This is a genomic window from Vibrio sp. 1078-1, from assembly GCF_033340475.1.
In genome coordinates, this window is the sequence record NZ_JAWOWM010000006.1 from 189,225 (window position 1) to 206,771 (window position 17,547).

The following is a 17,547-nucleotide window of genomic DNA, read 5'->3' on the forward strand; positions in this document are numbered from 1 at the left end:
TTTTAGAGCGAGTTCACTGATAAGCTGGCTCTAACTTTTTCCGAATAGATACCAAGCGTATCAAAGCTAATTAAGAGAATAGGTGAACAAATGGGTCACGCTGAAAGCAAATTCCAACCTGCAAATATTGCCGTTCTAACGGTATCTGACACTCGTACTGAAGAAAACGATACCTCTGGTCGTTACCTAGCTGAGCATGCTCAAGAAGCGGGTCACAACGTAGTAGACAAGCAAATTGTTATTGATGACATGTATAAGATCCGCGCGATTGTTTCTCAATGGATTGCTGATGAAAGCGTACAAGCGATCATGATTACTGGCGGTACAGGTTTCACCTCACGTGATAGCACGCCAGAAGCACTTAAGCCCCTATTTGATAAAGAAGTTGAAGGTTTTGGTGAGTTGTTCCGTATGGTGTCGTACGAAGAGATCGGTACGTCAACTATTCAGTCTCGTGCGATTGCAGGTTTTGCTAACCACACCGTGATCTTCGCAATGCCAGGTTCAACTGGTGCGTGCCGCACAGGCTGGACAAAAATTATTAAACAGCAGTTGGATGCAAGTCATCGCCCTTGTAACTTCATGCCACACCTATCTGTATAACCTTTCCTAAAAGCGAAGGAAAAACAATGACCCAATTTACACATATCAATGCTTCTGGCGAAGCAAACATGGTTGACGTGTCAGCAAAAACGGAGACGGTTCGTGAAGCTCGTGCTGAAGCATTTGTTCACATGGCCCCAGAAACACTTCAACTGATTGTCTCTGGCCAGCACCACAAAGGTGATGTATTTGCGACGGCTCGTATTGCTGGTATTCAAGCTGCGAAGAAAACCTGGGATTTGATTCCACTTTGTCATCCGCTACTACTCTCTAAAGTTGAAGTTCAACTGGAAGCTATCGAAGCAGAAAACAAAGTTCGCATCGAATCAGTATGTAAACTTGCGGGTAAAACTGGTGTGGAAATGGAAGCGCTCACGGCAGCTTCCGTTGCTGCTCTAACGATTTACGATATGTGTAAAGCAGTACAAAAAGACATGGTCATTGGTCAAGTTCGTCTACTAGAGAAAACGGGTGGTAAATCTGGTCACTTTAAGGTGGAATCATGATTAAAGTACTTTTCTTTGCTCAAACTCGCGAGCTGATTGGCATCGACAGTGTCGAGTTAGACAGGCCGTTTGAAACGGTTGAATCAATTCGTGCACATCTAGTGGAAGAAGGCACTAAGAAAGATGGCAAGTGGGATTTAGCGCTCGAGCCAGGAAAGCTACTTGCTGCAGTGAACCAATCCATCGTCCCTCTGGATACACAAGTAAAAGCAGGTGACGAAGTTGCGTTTTTCCCGCCGGTAACTGGGGGTTAAGATGGATTCTCGTGTTTCTGTACAAATTGAAGACTTTTCGGTTGAGCAAGAATATCAACGTCTATCTGAAGGGACGGCTGCCGGCGCTGTCGTTACATTCGTTGGTAAAGTTCGAGATATGAACCTTGGGGATAATGTCATTGGTTTACATCTAGAGCACTATCCGGGGATGACAGAGAAGAGCTTGAGCGACATTTGTGATCAAGCTGAGTCTCGCTGGCCACTATTAGGTGTACGCGTGATTCATCGCGTCGGAGACATGGATAGCGGTGATCAAATTGTATTTGTGGGCGTTTCTAGTGCGCACCGCGGCGCGGCATTTGATGCGTGCGAGTTCATCATGGATTATCTGAAGACCCAAGCACCATTTTGGAAAAAAGAGCGTACGACGAATGAAGATCGTTGGATTGAGTCGCGCGACACCGATCATCAAGCTGCACAGCGTTGGGAAAAATAGAACTAACCCGCATTCTAGTGAAAAAAGCTAAGTGCTAATGGCACTTAGCTTTTTTTGTATTTATCTTCATTGTATTGCTCACTTTGTTTCAATATTTCCTATCTTTTGTCTGGTGATATTCTTCACAATAAAAGTTTTTTGCCCAATATATAAACAATTATTTGTTAGACTTGATTTGTCATAAATGTTAAATGATGTGTAAATATCTAGCATAAGATGCTAGTAAATGGTTTAAACTCAGATTAATCGAAAGTTTCGCCTGTTAAATGTCGCTTCTGGTCTTTATTTGGCTGGTGAATGCTTTGGAGTTAGAGTTTACTGCTAGATATGTGTGGTTTGGTCAGCATTATTGGTTTTTTTGCTACATTTTTATGGCAAATTACTTCAATGATTGCTAATGTGTGCCGCAGTCTTTGTAAGGTTTTAGACTTTTGTGCTCAGAAAGTGCACTAAAAAAATCTAAAACTCTGACCGTTCCAGGCCCTTACAAAGAAGTCATGGATGCTAACGAAAAAATTTGGAGTTTTACGCATGTATAAGAATAAAATCACGCGCGCTTTATTTATTGGTGCTGGTCTTTCTCTCGCTCTAGCTGGTTGTGGTGAAAAGCCTGCGGAGAAACAAGCTGCTGAGCCTGCTCCGGCTCCAGCCCCTGAAGCTAAATCTGATTCTAAAGAGCCAAAACTTGCTGCTGTTCAAGAATTGGTGCGTGGTAACGGTACAGAAGTTGCGACAATAGACCCTCATAAATCTCAAGGTGTTCCAGAATCCCACGTGATTCGCGATCTTCTTGAAGGCCTTGTAAACCAAGATGCGGACGGTAACACTATCCCTGGTGTTGCAGAATCTTGGGAAACTGAAGACAACAAAACATACACTTTCCACTTACGTGAAGACGCAAAATGGTCAAACGGTGATCCTGTCACTGCAGGTGATTTCGTTTACAGCTTCCAACGCGCAGTCGATCCAGCAACCGCCTCTCCATATGCTTGGTACATGGAATACACCAAGATGAAGAACGCAAAAGACATTGTTGCGGGTAAAAAAGATAAGAGCGAGTTAGGTGTTAAAGCGGTTGACGATCACACGTTAGTGGTTGAGTTAGATACTGCAGTACCATATTTTGTAATGATGATGGGCCACACGACAGTGAAACCTGTTCATCAAGCAACTGTTGAAAAGTTCGGCGATCAATGGACGAAGCCAGAGAACTTTGTAGGTAACGGTGCTTATGTTGTTGACAACTGGGTTGTAAACGAGCGTTTGGTTCTAAAACGTAACGAACAGTACTGGGACAACGAAAACACGACGCTTGACCAAGTTACTTTCCTACCAATCGAGAACCAAGTAGCGGAAATGAACCGCTTCCTAGCGGGTGAAATCGACTTCACGAACGAGCTGCCTACAGAGCACTTCAAGCGTCTGAAGAAAGAGCACCCACAAGAAGTGTCTGTAACCGGTAACTTATGTACTTACTACTACATCTTCAATACGAAGAAAAAGCCGTTTGATGATGTTCGTGTGCGTAAAGCGATTTCTTATGCGATTGACCGTAACATTGTGACTGATGCGATTTTAGGTCAAGGTCAAAAGCCAGCTTACTTCCTAACACCTGAAATTACGGCAGGTTTCAACCCAGAAATTCCTGCATACGGCAAAATGACGCAAGAAGAGCGTAACGCAGAAGCTGCGCGTCTATTGGAAGAAGCGGGTTACGGCGCAGACAACCCTCTTGAATTTAACCTTCTATACAATACATCAGAGAACCACAAGAAACTTGCGGTTGCACTGGGTTCAATGTGGAAGAAGACGCTTGGTCTAGACGTTACGCTAGAAAACCAAGAGTGGAAAACTTACCTATCTACCAAAGATTCTGGCAACTTTGAGGTTGCTCGTGCAGGTTGGTGTGGCGACTACAACGAAGCTTCATCTTTCCTAACGCTGATGATGAGTAATAACACTACTGGTGGTATTCACTACGACAGCAAAGAGTACGATGCGATCATGAACAAAGCATTTGCTTCAACTTCTGACGAAGAGCGCCAAGCACTTTACCTAGAAGCAGAGAAGTTGATGGCCAAAGATATGCCAATCGCACCTATCTACCAGTACGTGAAATCACGTCTACTATCACCGAAAGTTGGTGGCTTCCCAGTAAATAACGCGGAAGACAAGATTTACTCTAAAGATCTCTACATCACAGAGTAATTCGTAACTCGATAGAACTATAAAAATGAGGCCCTACATGTGAGAAATTGCATGTAGCGCCTATCTTTAGTCCAAAAGAATTGGACGACTTCTTTAATTTAACTGTCACAGACTGAAAGAGTGAGTTTATGCTTAAATTCATCGCAAAAAGGATATTTGAGGCGATCCCAACAATGTTGGTTTTGATCACCGTATCTTTCTTTCTTATGCGCTTTGCACCGGGAAACCCTTTCTCGACAGAGCGTCCATTGCCACCCGAAGTAATGGCAAATATCGAAGCTAAATATGGCTTGGATAAACCTGTATTTGAACAATACACCACGTATTTGACCAATGTTATCCAAGGTGATTTCGGACCGTCATTTAAATACCTTGATTACTCAGTAAACGAGCTGATCGCGGTTGCCTTACCTGTTTCGGCTAAAGTGGGCTTCATCGCCTTTATCTTTACTTTGATAATGGGGGTTACCGTCGGTACCATTGCTGCGCTCAAGCAAAATACTTGGATTGATTACACCATTATGTCGACTGCGATGCTTGGTGTCGTAATGCCATCCTTTGTATTAGCGCCTGCGCTTATCTACATATTCTCGCTTCATTGGAATATCTTCCCTGCGGGCGGTTGGCAAGATGGTAGCTGGCAGTATTTAGTGCTTCCTGTTATTGGTATGTCGCTACTGTATGTTGCTACCTTTGCTCGTATCACGCGTGGTTCGATGATCGAAACCCTAAACAGTAACTTTATTCGTACGGCACGTGCTAAAGGTCTAAGTTACCGTTATATCATTATCAAACACGCTCTTAAGCCGGCACTTCTCCCTGTTGTTTCTTACATGGGCCCAGCTTTCGTAGGTATCATCACCGGTTCCGTTGTTATCGAAACCATTTTTGGTCTGCCTGGTATTGGTAAACTATTCGTTAACGCTGCGTTTAACCGTGACTACTCGCTAGTAATGGGGGTAACCATTCTGATTGGTTTCCTATTCATTCTATTCAACGCGATTGTAGATATTTTACTTGCAATGATTGACCCGAAAATTCGCTACTAACAGGGACGTTTGGTTATGTTAACGAAAAAAGAAAACCTAGAAGCGATTGAGAAATTCTCCGAAAACTTGGAGATTGAAGGTCGCAGTCTTTGGCAAGATGCTCGTATCCGTTTCATGCGCAACAAAGCGGCGATGGTGAGCTTATTCCTTCTTGTTCTAATGACGTTGGCGGTTATTATCCTGCCAATGATCGCACCGTACACATTTGATGATACTGACTGGTACGCGATGCACGTTGCACCGAATGCTGACCATTGGTTTGGTACTGACAGCTTAGGCCGTGATTTATACGTGCGTACGCTAATTGGAGGTCGTATTTCGTTGATGGTAGGTGTTATGGGTGCATTTGTAGCGGTACTGATTGGTACGCTCTACGGCGCAGCATCTGGTTTCATCGGCGGTAAAGTTGACCGCGTAATGATGCGTATTCTAGAAATTTTATACGCGGTACCGTTTATGTTCCTGGTGATTGTACTGGTAACATTCTTCGGTCGTAACATCATGCTGATCTTCGTTGCGATTGGTGCTATCGCATGGCTAGATATGGCGCGTATCGTACGTGGCCAGACTCTTAGTCTACGTAGCAAGGAGTTTATCGAAGCGGCACATGTGTGTGGTGTAAGCAACTGGAAAATCATTACTCGTCATATCGTACCGAACGTACTGGGTATTGTAGCGGTATACTCTACGCTGCTTATCCCAAGTATGATTCTAACGGAATCATTCCTATCATTCCTTGGTCTTGGTGTTCAGGAACCAATGACAAGTTGGGGCGCTCTTCTACAAGAAGGTGCACAGACAATGGAAGTAGCAATCTGGCAGCTGGCATTCCCAGCAGTGTTCATGGTTGTGACGCTATTCTGCTTCAACTACGTTGGTGACGGCCTGCGCGATGCGCTGGATCCAAAAGACAGATAATTAAAAGATAAGATTAAGGAAGCAATGATGAGCTTATTAGATGTCAAAGATCTGCGCGTCGAATTCACCACGCAAGATGGTATCGTAACCGCAGTAAACGATTTGAACTTCTCTCTCAACCAAGGCGAAACCTTAGGTATCGTTGGAGAGTCGGGATCAGGTAAATCTCAAACCGTATTCGCAATCATGGGCCTTTTGGCTAAGAATGGTATTATTTCTGGTAGCGCAAAGTTTGAAGGCAAAGAAATCCTAAACTTACCAGAAAAAGAACTGAACAAAGTGCGTGCGGAACAGATCGCAATGATCTTCCAAGACCCAATGACATCACTGAACCCTTACATGAAAGTCAGTGATCAGTTGATGGAAGTGCTTATGCTGCACAAAGGCATGGGCAAAGCGGAAGCATTTGAAGAATCAGTACGCATGCTGGAAGCGGTAAAAATCCCTGAAGCGCGTAAGCGTATCACGATGTACCCGCATGAGTTTTCAGGCGGTATGCGTCAGCGTGTAATGATCGCGATGGCGTTGTTATGTCGTCCTAAACTGCTTATAGCCGATGAGCCAACAACAGCACTTGATGTGACGGTACAAGCACAGATCATGGACTTGTTGAATGAGCTGAAATCTGAGTTCAACACAGCGATCATCATGATCACTCACGACCTTGGTGTGGTTGCAGGTTCGTGTGACAAGGTGCTGGTGATGTATGCAGGCCGTACCATGGAGTACGGCAACGTAAACGAAATTTTCTACAATCCAAGCCATCCTTATGCGGAGGGGCTGCTGAAGGCGATTCCTCGCCTCGATACTGAGGGTGAAATTCTGCCGACCATTCCTGGTAATCCACCAAACTTGCTTCGTCTACCGCCGGGCTGCCCTTATCAAGAGCGCTGTCACCGTGTGATGGATCGTTGTAAGCGCGAGGCGCCAATTCTGACACCATTTGGTGATGGTCGTCAGCGTGCATGTTTTTCTGAATGGGAGGCTTGGAACAAATGAACGCAGTAGACAAAAAACTAATTCTGGACATTTCTGAGCTGAAAGTTCACTTCAGCATTGCCTCAAAGTCGGCATGGCCGTGGTCAAAGCCTTCGAGCCTGAAAGCGGTAGATGGCGTGAACGTTCGACTATACGAAGGGGAAACGCTTGGTGTAGTAGGTGAATCAGGTTGTGGCAAATCGACGTTTGCTCGTGCCATCATTGGTCTGGTTGAAGCTACTGACGGCCAAGTAGTTTGGTTGGGTCAAGACCTTACTAAAATGAAAAGCGTTCAGCGCCGTGAGACGCGTAAAGAAATTCAGATGATTTTCCAAGACCCATTGGCATCGCTGAATCCGCGTATGACTGTTGGTGATATCATTGCTGAACCTCTTGAGACATTCTATCCAGAACTGTCTAAGCAGGAAGTGAAAGATCGCGTTAAAGAGATGATGGCGAAAGTTGGCCTATTACCTAACGTGATTAACCGTTACCCACACGAGTTCTCGGGTGGTCAGTGTCAGCGTATCGGGATAGCGCGTGCGCTTATCCTTAAGCCTAAGATGATCATTTGTGACGAGCCAGTATCGGCGCTTGATGTATCTATTCAAGCTCAGGTGGTTAACCTACTTAAAGAGATTCAAAAAGAGTTAGGGCTTTCTCTGGTATTCATTGCGCATGACTTGTCTGTCGTTAAACACATTTCAGATCGCGTTTTAGTTATGTATTTAGGTAATGCCGTGGAACTTGGCGAGGCCGAGGCTCTGTTTGCTGATCCTAAGCACCCATATACGCGTGCGCTAATGTCTGCGGTTCCGATCCCGGACCCGGATATTGAGCGCAATAAGAAAATCCAAATGCTAGAGGGTGATCTTCCTTCACCTATCAACCCACCGTCGGGTTGTGTATTCCGCACTCGTTGCCCACAAGCAACCGAAGAGTGTGCGAAGACAAAGCCAACCATTTTAGGTAATGACGTTCACGCGGTATCTTGTTTACACGTTAGTGTATAAATTCAGCCTGTGACGGGCTTAAGCGCGACACCTTCATCGGGTCGCGCTTTTTTTATGTGTCTGATTTATACATTCGAATTTCTTGAACATGATGTCCTAAGTTCGATGATTCTCTGTTTGATAGGAAACGCTAATATAGACACAAACAGAACGAGAGGAGAGCAATCATGGGTAAGTTGGTTGAAGGTGTTTGGCAAGATGTCTGGTATGACACAAAATCAAATGGTGGCAAATTTGTGCGCGAAGATGCCGGATTCCGTAACTGGGTTAAAAACGACCCTGATGCGGAGTTTACACCAGAGTCCGGTCGATACCATTTGTATGTCTCTCTTGCTTGTCCGTGGGCACATCGAACCCTCATTTTCCGCAAGCTGAAAGGTTTAGAACCACATATTGATGTCACGGTCGTTTGCCCTGATATGCTCAGCCAAGGTTGGCAAATGGGGCTTCCTGAGCCATTGTTTGGTCACACGCGCATGTATCAAATTTACACGCAGGCCAAACCCGATTACACGGGCCGCGTAACCGTGCCTGTACTTTGGGATAAAAAGACCAATACTATTGTGTCAAACGAGTCGTCAGAGATCATTCGCATGTTCAATTCGGAATTCAATGCGTTAACAGGGAATCACGACGACTACTATCCAGAACATCTAAAACACGTTATTGATGAGTGGAACGATTTTGTTTATCCGAATGTCAACAACGGAGTGTATCGTTGTGGCTTCGCGACTACACAAGAGGCGTATGAAGAAGCGTTTGATTCTTTGTTTAATGCGTTAGATAAAATCGATGCTCACCTAGCGACGCATCGTTACTTAGCAGGGAACACAATTACTGAGGCGGATTGGCGTTTGTTTACGACTCTTATTCGTTTTGATGCGGTGTATGTGGGGCATTTCAAGTGTAACAAGCAGCGCATCGCAGACTACGAAAATATACAAGGCTACTTAAAAGAGTTGTATCAAGTTGAAGGCGTCGAAGACACGACGGATTTCTATCACATTAAACGCCACTACTACTTCAGCCACACTGGGATTAATCCGACGCAAGTTGTACCAAAAGGGCCTGATTTAGACCTAAATACTCCTCATGGAAGAGAAAGGATTGGCTAGTTTGCTGCTTCCATCGCAAATGAAAAAGTACTTAACGGTTAGCAATGCCGTTAAGTACTTTTGTGTCATCTAAATACCGGGAGTAGGAGTTTACTTTTTCATTCATCGTCACCTTACTTAGCGCGTACGATGTCCATCACTAGCTTTCCGTCCACTTTTACAGGACCGTCCTCTTTAGCGCCGAGCGTATACTCAAACACACCAGTCTTCATGCCACCTTTCTCTCCGTGGACCATTAACATCAGCATATCGCCTGATTCTACTGGTTCCATCAAAATTGCATTTACGTTTTCATTCTTTCCCATTTTTAACGGAGCGTAGCCGATAACAGGACCAGGCTTCATTGATTCGTCTGTTCGGTGGACAACCATCCACCCATTGTCATCAGCATAAGCCATTTCAGCGGTCACCGTTCCTCCGGACATATCTTGATCGACGCCTTTAATACTCGGGGCGGAAAAGCTGAATGAAGAAAAACTAATCAGAAACGCAGCTAAACCAAACTTTATCAGTGATGTATTGATGAAATCCTTCATATATATTCCTTAGCAGTCAATGAGTTTGTGCATTGCAGTAGCTTTTACGTATTTCCTAGCAAAAAAGTTTAGCTAAAACGTAAATAATGCCGATAAATTGAACAGGGACCGTGCTGCTTTGGAGCCAATGCATTTTGGGGAGTGGGTCAATCGGTGTAAGAACAAGCACGAGCAATGTCGATTAGGTATGGGGGCGATAGGGAGAAAAGCTTTGTGCACCAGTAATTATAGGTTGTGCAGTGATTGGTATAAAAAACAAATAAGTGTTCTGGCCAGCAATAGAAAAAGCCCTCGACGAATCGAGGGCTTTGTATCTATATCCAACTAGATGTCAGAAGCGATTATTTAGCTTCTTGGTCTGCTTGGATAGCTGTTAGAGCGATGGTGTACACGATGTCGTCTACTAGCGCGCCACGAGACAAGTCGTTTACAGGTTTACGCATACCTTGCAGCATTGGACCGATAGATACTAGGTCAGCTGAACGTTGTACCGCTTTGTAAGTCGTGTTACCCGTGTTTAGGTCTGGGAATACAAATACTGTCGCTTTACCTGCAACTGGAGAGTTTGGTGCTTTAGAAGCAGCAACGTTTTCCATAATAGCAGCGTCGTACTGTAGAGGACCGTCAATGATAAGATCAGGACGTTTCTCTTGAGCCAGTTTTGTTGCTTCACGTACTTTATCAACGTCTGCACCCTTACCAGATTCACCAGTAGAGTAAGAGATCATTGCAACGCGTGGTTCGATACCGAATGCTGCTGCAGAGTCAGCAGATTGGATAGCGATTTCAGCAAGCTGTTCAGCAGTTGGATCTGGGTTGATTGCACAGTCACCGTAAACCAGTACTTGATCAGGCAGAAGCATGAAGAATACTGAAGATACGATAGACGCATTTGGTGCCGTCTTGATGATTTGGAACGGAGGAACGATAGTGTTCGCCGTAGTGTGAACAGCACCAGAAACTAGGCCGTCAACTTCGTCGTTCTCAAGCATCATTGTGCCTAGGAATACTGAATCTTGTAGCTTCTCACGAGCCACAACTTCAGTCATGCCTTTCGCACCGCGCAACTCAACTAGGCGAGCAACGTAGTTTTCACGAACAGCATCTGCATCAATGATGGTTACACCAGTACCTAGCTCAACGCCTTGTTGAGCCGCTACGCGACGGATTTCATCTGGGTTACCTAGAAGTACACAGTCTGCAATGCCGCGTTCAGCACAGATCGCTGCTGCTTTAACTGTGCGTGGTTCGTCACCTTCTGGAAGAACGATACGCTTACCTGCTTTACGAGCAAGTTCAGTTAGCTGGTAACGGAACGCTGGTGGGCTTAGACGACGAGACTTCTGAGTGCCTTCAGTCATAGACTCGATCCAGTTACCGTCGATGTGGCCAGCAACGTGTTCGTTGATGAACTCGATACGCTCTTTATCGTCTGCAGGTACTTCGATGCTGAAGCTCTGCAGGTTTAGAGACGTTTGCCAAGTGTTACCTTGTGCTTTGAAGATAGGTAGACCAGTGTCGAATGCTGGTTTACATAGGCCTTCGATTTCGCTAGGGATATCGTAACCGCCAGTTAGCAGTACTGCACCAATATCCACACCGTTCATTGCAGCAAGAGAAGCAGCAACGATAACATCAGGACGGTCTGCAGAAGTAACAAGTAGAGAACCCGGTTTGAAGTGCTCAATCATGTTTGGCAGAGAACGTGCACAGAAAGTGATGCTCTTGATGCGACGAGTGTTGATGTCACCTTCGTTGATGATATCTGCTTTCAGGTGCTTAGCCATGTCGATTGCGCGAGTCGCAATCAGATCAATACTCCATGGCACACAACCTAGTACACGAATTGGAGAAGTGTTGAAAATTTCCATCACTTTCAATTCGTTTTGTTTTGCGCTGTCTGCATCGTCAAAGATTTCAGATAGGTCAGGGCGAGTACGGCCAGCTTCGTCAACAGGAGCGTTTAGCTTGTTGATGATAACACCAGAGATGTTTTTGTTTTTAGTGCCGCCGAAGTTAGAACATGCTACTTCGATACGCTCTTTCAGTTGCGCAGGGTTATCAGTACCTGGAGTCGCAACTAGCACGATTTCTGCACCAAGTGTTGCCGCGATTTCCGCGTTTACTTGGTTTGCAAATGGGTGCTTACGAGTAGGTACAAGACCTTCGATTAGCGTAACGTCTGCGTCTTTGTTGATTTGGTTGTAACGTTCAACAACGGTTTCTAGCAGCTCGTCCATGTTGTCGTTACCGATTAGGCTTTCAGCAACAGACATCGCCATTGGTTCACCGATCTTCATATCGCTGTTACGACCAACGATAGTTGAAGTCAGATCTGGCTGATCACCACCTGAACGTGGCTGACAGATTGGCTTGTAGAAAGAAACTTTAACGCCTTTACGCTCCATAGCGCGAAGAACACCCATGCTAACGCTTGTTAGGCCAACGCCTGCGCTAGTAGGGATAAGCATAATAGTACGAGACATTCGTAGAGTACCTTTAGCTATTTGGGGGATAAAAGCTCAACTCTTATTCCATGAAGCTCGAAGAATAGGAGTTGAGCCCCTAAGAAATTCGTTTGAATGAAAATCTGGCTAGCCGAGTGGCTAGCCAGGAATTCAATTAAAGACCTGTCAGGCGAGCAGTGTCTTCAGCGATGACTAGCTCTTCGTTAGTAGAGATAACCATTGCAGGGATACGGCTGTTTTCAGTCGTGATAACGCCTTCGCCGCCGAAGCGAGCTTTAAGGTTAGCTTCGCTATCTACTTCGATACCGAAGATGCCAAGACGGTTTAGAACCATTTCACGGATAGGGCCAGAGTTCTCGCCGATACCGCCAGTGAAAGTGATTGCGTCTAGACGGCCTTCCATTGAAGCAGTGTAGCCAGCAACGTATTTAGCTAGACGGTGGCAGAACACGTCCATTGCGCGTGTTGCTTCTTCTTTTTGACCGTAGTTGTCTTCAACGAAACGACAGTCAGAAGTCACTTCAGTTAGACCTTGAAGACCAGACTCTTTAGTTAGCATCGTGTTGATTTGATCAACAGAGTAACCTAGAGCGTCGTGTAGGTGGAAGACGATAGCAGGGTCGATGTCGCCACAGCGAGTACCCATTACCAGACCTTCAAGTGGAGTAAGACCCATAGAAGTGTCTACAGATTGACCGTTCTTGATCGCACATACAGATGCGCCGTTACCTAGGTGACAGTTGATGATGTTTACTTCTTCAACTGGTTTGTTTAGTAGGCCTGCAACTTCACGAGTGATGAACAAGTGAGAAGTACCGTGCATGCCGTAACGACGGATACCGTGTTCTTTGTATAGGTTGTATGGAAGAGCGTATAGGTAAGACTCTTCAGGCATAGTTTGGTGGAACGCAGTGTCAAATACAGCAACGTTTTTCAGCTCTGGGAAGTTTTTCTTAGCCGCTTCGATACCGATGATGTGAGCAGGGTTATGAAGAGGTGCAAATGTTGCAGCGTCTTGAATACCTTTTAGAACTTCATCAGTAATTAGTGCAGATTGAGTGAACTGCTCGCCGCCGTGAACGATACGGTGACCGATTGCGCCTAGGTTAGCTTTAAGCTCTGGCTTAGAAGCAAGAATAGTTTCTACCATAAACGCTAGTGCTTCTTCGTGAGCTGCACCATTGCCTAGTTGAGCTTCGTGCTTGCCATCAAGTTTCCACTTGATGCGAGCTTCAGGAAGGTGAAGACACTCAGCAAGACCTGACAAGTGCTCGTCGCCGTTCTCGGCATCAACAACGGCAAATTTAAGAGAAGAACTACCGCAGTTTAAAACTAAAACTAGCTTAGACATGTATGACTACCTGTTATTCGTCTGATAAAAAAATCAGTTAAAGAATGAAAAATTAATCACAAGAATAGCCGATACCCAGAAGGCTGCGCACTAATCCTGGTCAAAAATTGTTCTAATTCCATATAAAGAAATAGTGATGAACCCTTCCATCACTATGATGCGATCCGTGCAGATAGATATCTCGGAGTTGCTTAAATTGTAAATAACAGCAACAATGAGATTGAGGGTCTGCAAAGGATAGCGATAATAAGCAATGATAACAAAAAAAATTTGAAAGAATATTAACTTTCATCAATTTTTTGTACCTTCAGTTGAAATGTTCAACTATTTTTTAGTGAGAGAGCGGTATGAGTAATAAAGTCGGATTGATCCATAGCCTGAAAGATGGCCAGAATTACATGGAGATCTGGCCAGTTCGTAAAGAGCTAAGCGCCATATTTCCGGAACAGCGTATCATTAAGGCGACTCGCTTTGGCATTAAAGTCATGCCGGCCGTTGCTGCGATCAGCGTACTCACTCAAATGGCATTCAACAATTACCACGCGTTACCTCAATCCATTGTTGTTGCCTTGTTTGCGATTAGCTTGCCACTTCAAGGCATTTGGTGGCTTGGTGCTCGATCCAACACGAAATTGCCGCCTTCTTTGGCCTCTTGGTATCGGGAGTTGCATCAAAAAATTGTGGAAACAGGTTTTGCATTAGAGCCTGTCAAAGCTCGCCCTCGTTACAAAGAGCTTGCGATAATACTGAACCGAGCGTTTCGCCAGCTCGATAAATCGTCATTAGAGCGTTGGTTCTAATTTAAATTGTTTGAAATGGAGTGTGCACTGGCCGCTCCATTTTTGATCCTGCCTCTATTACCTACTTTGACGGTCGTTGATGAAGCGAGCGAAGCTTTGTTTACCAAAGATTCTTTCCGGATGAAGAAGTCCCCCCGATCACAAATGTTGCTTTAGTGTTAAATCTTTCTTTTCTTTACTAAGACTTAGTAGTAATAATAAAAACAAGATGCGCAAGAAGTGCACAGTTATATGAACACAACAATACCGCCTTCAAACATTTGAATTCACGAGTCGATACACATATTGAAAGCTCGTGAAACAAGGACGAAGTCACATCAAGGAGTTATGATGAAAACGAAACGTTTATTAGCCACTGCCGTTCTATCAGCTACTGCTATTTTCTCTTCTACCAATGTACTGGCCGCCACTGCAACTGTCGCAGTTTCACAGATTGTCGAACACCCGGCGTTAGACGCGACGCGCCAAGGATTGCTTGATGGTTTGAAAGCGAAAGGCTACGAAGAAGGCAAAAATCTAGAATTTGATTATAAGACCGCACAGGGTAATCCAGCGATTGCGGTGCAAATTGCCCGTCAGTACGTCGGTGAAAATCCTGATGTGTTAGTTGGCATCGCGACACCTTCGGCACAAGCTTTGGTGTCGGCTACTCGCTCTATTCCTGTTGTCTTTACTGCGGTAACAGATCCGGTTGGTGCGAAATTGGTTAAGTCGATGGAACAACCAGGCAAAAACGTAACTGGCCTGTCTGATCTTTCACCCGTTGCTCAGCATGTCGATCTCATCCAAGAAATTCTTCCTCAGGTGAAAAGCATCGGGGTTGTATTTAATCCCGGTGAAGCTAATGCCGTGACTTTAGTTGAATTATTAAAAGAAAGCGCAAAAGCAAAAGGCATACAAGTGGTTGAAGCGACCGCACTAAAAAGTGCTGATGTTCAGTCTGCGACTCAAGCGATTGCAGCGAAATCAGACATTCTTTACGCCCCAACAGACAATACAGTTGCAAGTGCGATTGAAGGGATGATTGTGGCAGCGAATCAAGCGAAGAAACCTGTATTTGGTGGCGCGACGTCGTATGTCGAAAAGGGTGCTATTGCAGGCTTAGGTTTTGACTACTACCAGGTTGGTGTACAAACCGCGGATTACGTGGCGGCGATTCTTGATGGTCAAGAACCAGGCAAGCTGGATGTAAAAGTCGCGACGGGCTCTGACCTTGTAATTAATGAAAGCGCAGCATCTAAGCTCGGTATCAAGCTGCCAAGTTCTGTGGTTGAACGTGCGACAAGCATGCAATAAGTAACGCTTTTTGGGGTTAAGCCTGTCACGTTGGTTGGTAGACGCTTGCCCCAAAATTGATACTCGCCGGATTTCTCGTGTAGAGCATTCTGCTAGAGAAGAAGGGGAGTATACGTTAGAAGTCTTAAGTTCAGGTTGGTATTAGCCAGCCTGAGCATGCAGAAAGGAGCAGTTATGTCTGCATTTGCTTTTTTTGGTGCACTCGAAATTGGCTTGATTTATGGCCTAGTCGCTCTGGGTGTGTATCTTACGTTCCGTGTTCTCGATTTCCCCGATTTGAGTGTGGATGGCAGCTTTCCAATGGGAGCGGCGGTGGCTGCAACGGCGATTGTCGCAGGTATTAATCCTTGGCTTGCGACAATAATGGCGATGATAGCTGGTAGTATGACGGGGTGGGTAACCGCTTTTCTGGCTGTTCGGTGTGGTATTTTACACCTGTTAGCTTCCATTCTTACCATGATCGCTGCATTTTCAATTAATATTCGTATTATGGGCAAACCTAATATGGCGTTGCTTGGAGAGGATACGATTCTCACTCCGTTTGAAGCATTGGGCGATGCGATGTTTATTCGCCCTCTGGTTGTTGGGGTCTTAGTTCTTCTGTCCGCTTTCTTTGTCATTCGCCTGCTGAACAGCGACTTTGGTCTTGGTTTACGAGCCACGGGTGTGAATGCGCGTATGGTTTCTGCGCAAGGGGCGAGCACTGGCTTTTATACCTACTTTGGCTTGGCTTTATCCAACGGGTTTGTGGGATTCGCAGGCGCGTTGTTTGCACAAACGAACAGCTTTGCGGATGTGACCTCTGGCGTGGGCACCATTGTCGTTGGTTTGGCAGCTGTGATTTTGGGGCAGACCCTTATTCCCGGGCGCAAGATTTGGGTTGCGGTATTTGCGGTCATCATCGGTTCGGTACTTTATCGCCTTGCAGTGGCTTTCGCTTTGAGCTCTGGCATGTTTGGTTTACAAGCTTCAGACCTCAACCTGGTTACCGCAGTATTGGTGGCTGTGGCGCTTATTGCTCCAAAGCTAAAACAGAGCATGAGAGCGAAACAACGCGTTACTGATGCTAAACAAGCGGCATCAAAAAATGGTTCTGGGGAGGCATTATGATCGAACTAAATAATATTCAGGTCACGTTCAACCCTGGGACGATTTTGGAAAATCGTGCATTGAAAGGCGTCTCTTTAGAGGTTCCAGAGCATCAATTTCTTACCGTGATTGGTTCTAATGGCGCAGGAAAATCGACGTTGCTTGGTGCGGTGACAGGTGAGACGCCGATGATAGGTGGTCAGGTGATCATTGATGGCAAAGACGTCACCAAGCAGACGGTTGCCCAACGTGCGACGCAATGCGCCCGAGTGTTTCAAGATCCATTGGCCGGGACTTGTGGTGAACTGACGATAGAAGAGAACATGGCTCTAGCGCACATGCGTGGTAAAAAACGCAGCTGGGGGTTGGCGCTCTCTACCAAACGTCGCAAGCTGTTCCAAGAGCGAATTAGCATCCTCGGTCTTGGTTTAGAAGACCGCTTGGGCGATAGCATTGGGTTGCTGTCTGGTGGACAACGACAAGCCGTTAGCCTTGTGATGGCGACGTTATCGGAGAGTAAGTTGTTGTTGCTTGATGAACACACGGCTGCGCTTGATCCTCGTATGGCGGCGTTTGTTATCGACTTAACTAAACGTATTGTCGATGAGTTCGATTTAACCGTGATGATGGTGACGCATTCGATGAAAGACGCATTAGCATGTGGCGATAGGACCGTAATGCTTCACCAAGGTGAAATTGTGCTTGATGTGGCTGGAGAGCAGCGCGCTAACATGCAAGTACCAGACTTGTTGGATATGTTCTCCAAAGTGCGTGGTGAAGAGCTGGCAGATGACAGTCTTTTGTTGAACTAAGCGGTATCCGACAAGTCACTACGCCTACTAAGTGTGATCCTCCTTGCGAAAATTGGCTGATATGTCAACTCGCAGGGAGGATTTCTTGTCTCTA

17 protein-coding genes are annotated in these 17,547 nt (G+C 45.4%); 14 read left to right on the top strand and 3 right to left on the bottom strand.

All coding sequences use genetic code 11. The features are described from left to right. Positions 1–90 precede the first annotated feature (90 nt). The 10 genes from moaB to R7190_RS14405 all read left to right on the top strand — a co-directional run bounded on the left by moaB (position 91) and on the right by R7190_RS14405 (position 9,101). Positions 91–603: a molybdenum cofactor biosynthesis protein B gene (moaB, locus tag R7190_RS14360; RefSeq protein WP_005388935.1), complete on the top strand. Its 513-nt coding sequence runs from the start codon at positions 91–93 to the stop codon at positions 601–603. A gap of 26 nt (positions 604–629) precedes the next feature. Beyond that, positions 630–1,109 carry a cyclic pyranopterin monophosphate synthase MoaC gene (gene moaC, locus R7190_RS14365; RefSeq protein WP_005380779.1) on the top strand — a complete coding sequence of 160 codons (480 nt, stop codon included), beginning with the start codon at positions 630–632 and terminating at the stop codon, positions 1,107–1,109. Then, positions 1,106–1,363, top strand: coding sequence for a molybdopterin synthase sulfur carrier subunit (moaD, locus tag R7190_RS14370; protein ID WP_186584795.1), 258 nt, complete (start codon positions 1,106–1,108; stop codon positions 1,361–1,363). Before moaC ends, moaD begins: the two co-directional genes overlap by 4 nt. Position 1,364: 1 nt before the next feature. Then, entirely contained in the window at positions 1,365–1,820 is a 456-nt protein-coding gene (gene moaE / locus R7190_RS14375) for a molybdopterin synthase catalytic subunit MoaE (protein WP_005380781.1), read from the top strand. 531 nt (positions 1,821–2,351) lie between these two features. Continuing rightward, positions 2,352–4,028: an ABC transporter substrate-binding protein gene (locus R7190_RS14380; protein ID WP_017633862.1), complete on the top strand. Its 1,677-nt coding sequence runs from the start codon at positions 2,352–2,354 to the stop codon at positions 4,026–4,028. 128 nt (positions 4,029–4,156) lie between these two features. Beyond that, a complete protein-coding gene (gene oppB, locus R7190_RS14385) occupies positions 4,157–5,077 on the top strand; it encodes an oligopeptide ABC transporter permease OppB (RefSeq protein WP_005380786.1) in 921 nt (306 codons plus the stop codon). Positions 5,078–5,092: 15 nt separating this feature from the next. After that, the gene (oppC, locus tag R7190_RS14390) at positions 5,093–5,995 is read left to right on the top strand and encodes an oligopeptide ABC transporter permease OppC (RefSeq protein ID WP_017633861.1); all 903 of its coding nucleotides are present in this window, start codon (positions 5,093–5,095) and stop codon (positions 5,993–5,995) included. Positions 5,996–6,022: 27 nt separating this feature from the next. After that, positions 6,023–6,994: an ABC transporter ATP-binding protein gene (locus R7190_RS14395; protein WP_005380792.1), complete on the top strand. Its 972-nt coding sequence runs from the start codon at positions 6,023–6,025 to the stop codon at positions 6,992–6,994. After that, positions 6,973–7,986 (top strand): murein tripeptide/oligopeptide ABC transporter ATP binding protein OppF, encoded by a 1,014-nt coding sequence (oppF, locus tag R7190_RS14400; protein WP_005387265.1) that lies wholly within the window; start codon positions 6,973–6,975, stop codon positions 7,984–7,986. Before R7190_RS14395 ends, oppF begins: the two co-directional genes overlap by 22 nt. A gap of 167 nt (positions 7,987–8,153) precedes the next feature. Further along, on the top strand, positions 8,154–9,101 hold the full coding sequence (locus R7190_RS14405) for a glutathione S-transferase family protein (protein WP_042523110.1): 948 nt from the start codon (positions 8,154–8,156) through the stop codon (positions 9,099–9,101). Positions 9,102–9,214: 113 nt separating this feature from the next. Here R7190_RS14405 and R7190_RS14410 read toward each other — a convergent pair whose 3' ends face one another. The 3 genes from R7190_RS14410 to R7190_RS14420 form a co-directional block, all read right to left on the bottom strand. Further along, positions 9,215–9,637 carry a hypothetical protein gene (locus R7190_RS14410; RefSeq protein ID WP_318137570.1) on the bottom strand — a complete coding sequence of 141 codons (423 nt, stop codon included), beginning with the start codon at positions 9,635–9,637 and terminating at the stop codon, positions 9,215–9,217. Positions 9,638–9,978: 341 nt separating this feature from the next. Then, a complete protein-coding gene (pta, locus tag R7190_RS14415) occupies positions 9,979–12,123 on the bottom strand; it encodes a phosphate acetyltransferase (protein ID WP_005380805.1) in 2,145 nt (714 codons plus the stop codon). A 136-nt stretch (positions 12,124–12,259) separates the two neighbouring features. Then, a complete protein-coding gene (locus R7190_RS14420; protein ID WP_005380807.1) occupies positions 12,260–13,456 on the bottom strand; it encodes an acetate kinase in 1,197 nt (398 codons plus the stop codon). Between the two features lie 347 nt (positions 13,457–13,803). Here R7190_RS14420 and yfbV point away from each other — a divergent pair, with 347 nt between their 5' ends. The 4 genes from yfbV (at position 13,804) to R7190_RS14440 (ending at position 17,453) form a co-directional block, all read left to right on the top strand. Beyond that, the gene (yfbV, locus tag R7190_RS14425; RefSeq protein ID WP_005380809.1) at positions 13,804–14,256 is read left to right on the top strand and encodes a terminus macrodomain insulation protein YfbV; all 453 of its coding nucleotides are present in this window, start codon (positions 13,804–13,806) and stop codon (positions 14,254–14,256) included. A 330-nt stretch (positions 14,257–14,586) separates the two neighbouring features. After that, the gene (locus R7190_RS14430) at positions 14,587–15,552 is read left to right on the top strand and encodes an ABC transporter substrate-binding protein (RefSeq protein ID WP_017633858.1); all 966 of its coding nucleotides are present in this window, start codon (positions 14,587–14,589) and stop codon (positions 15,550–15,552) included. Between the two features lie 174 nt (positions 15,553–15,726). Further along, positions 15,727–16,662 carry an ABC transporter permease gene (locus tag R7190_RS14435; RefSeq protein ID WP_012841584.1) on the top strand — a complete coding sequence of 312 codons (936 nt, stop codon included), beginning with the start codon at positions 15,727–15,729 and terminating at the stop codon, positions 16,660–16,662. After that, on the top strand, positions 16,659–17,453 hold the full coding sequence (locus tag R7190_RS14440; protein ID WP_005387275.1) for an ABC transporter ATP-binding protein: 795 nt from the start codon (positions 16,659–16,661) through the stop codon (positions 17,451–17,453). The genes R7190_RS14435 and R7190_RS14440 overlap by 4 nt, the downstream gene beginning before the upstream one ends. The last annotated feature ends 94 nt before the right edge of the window (positions 17,454–17,547 follow it).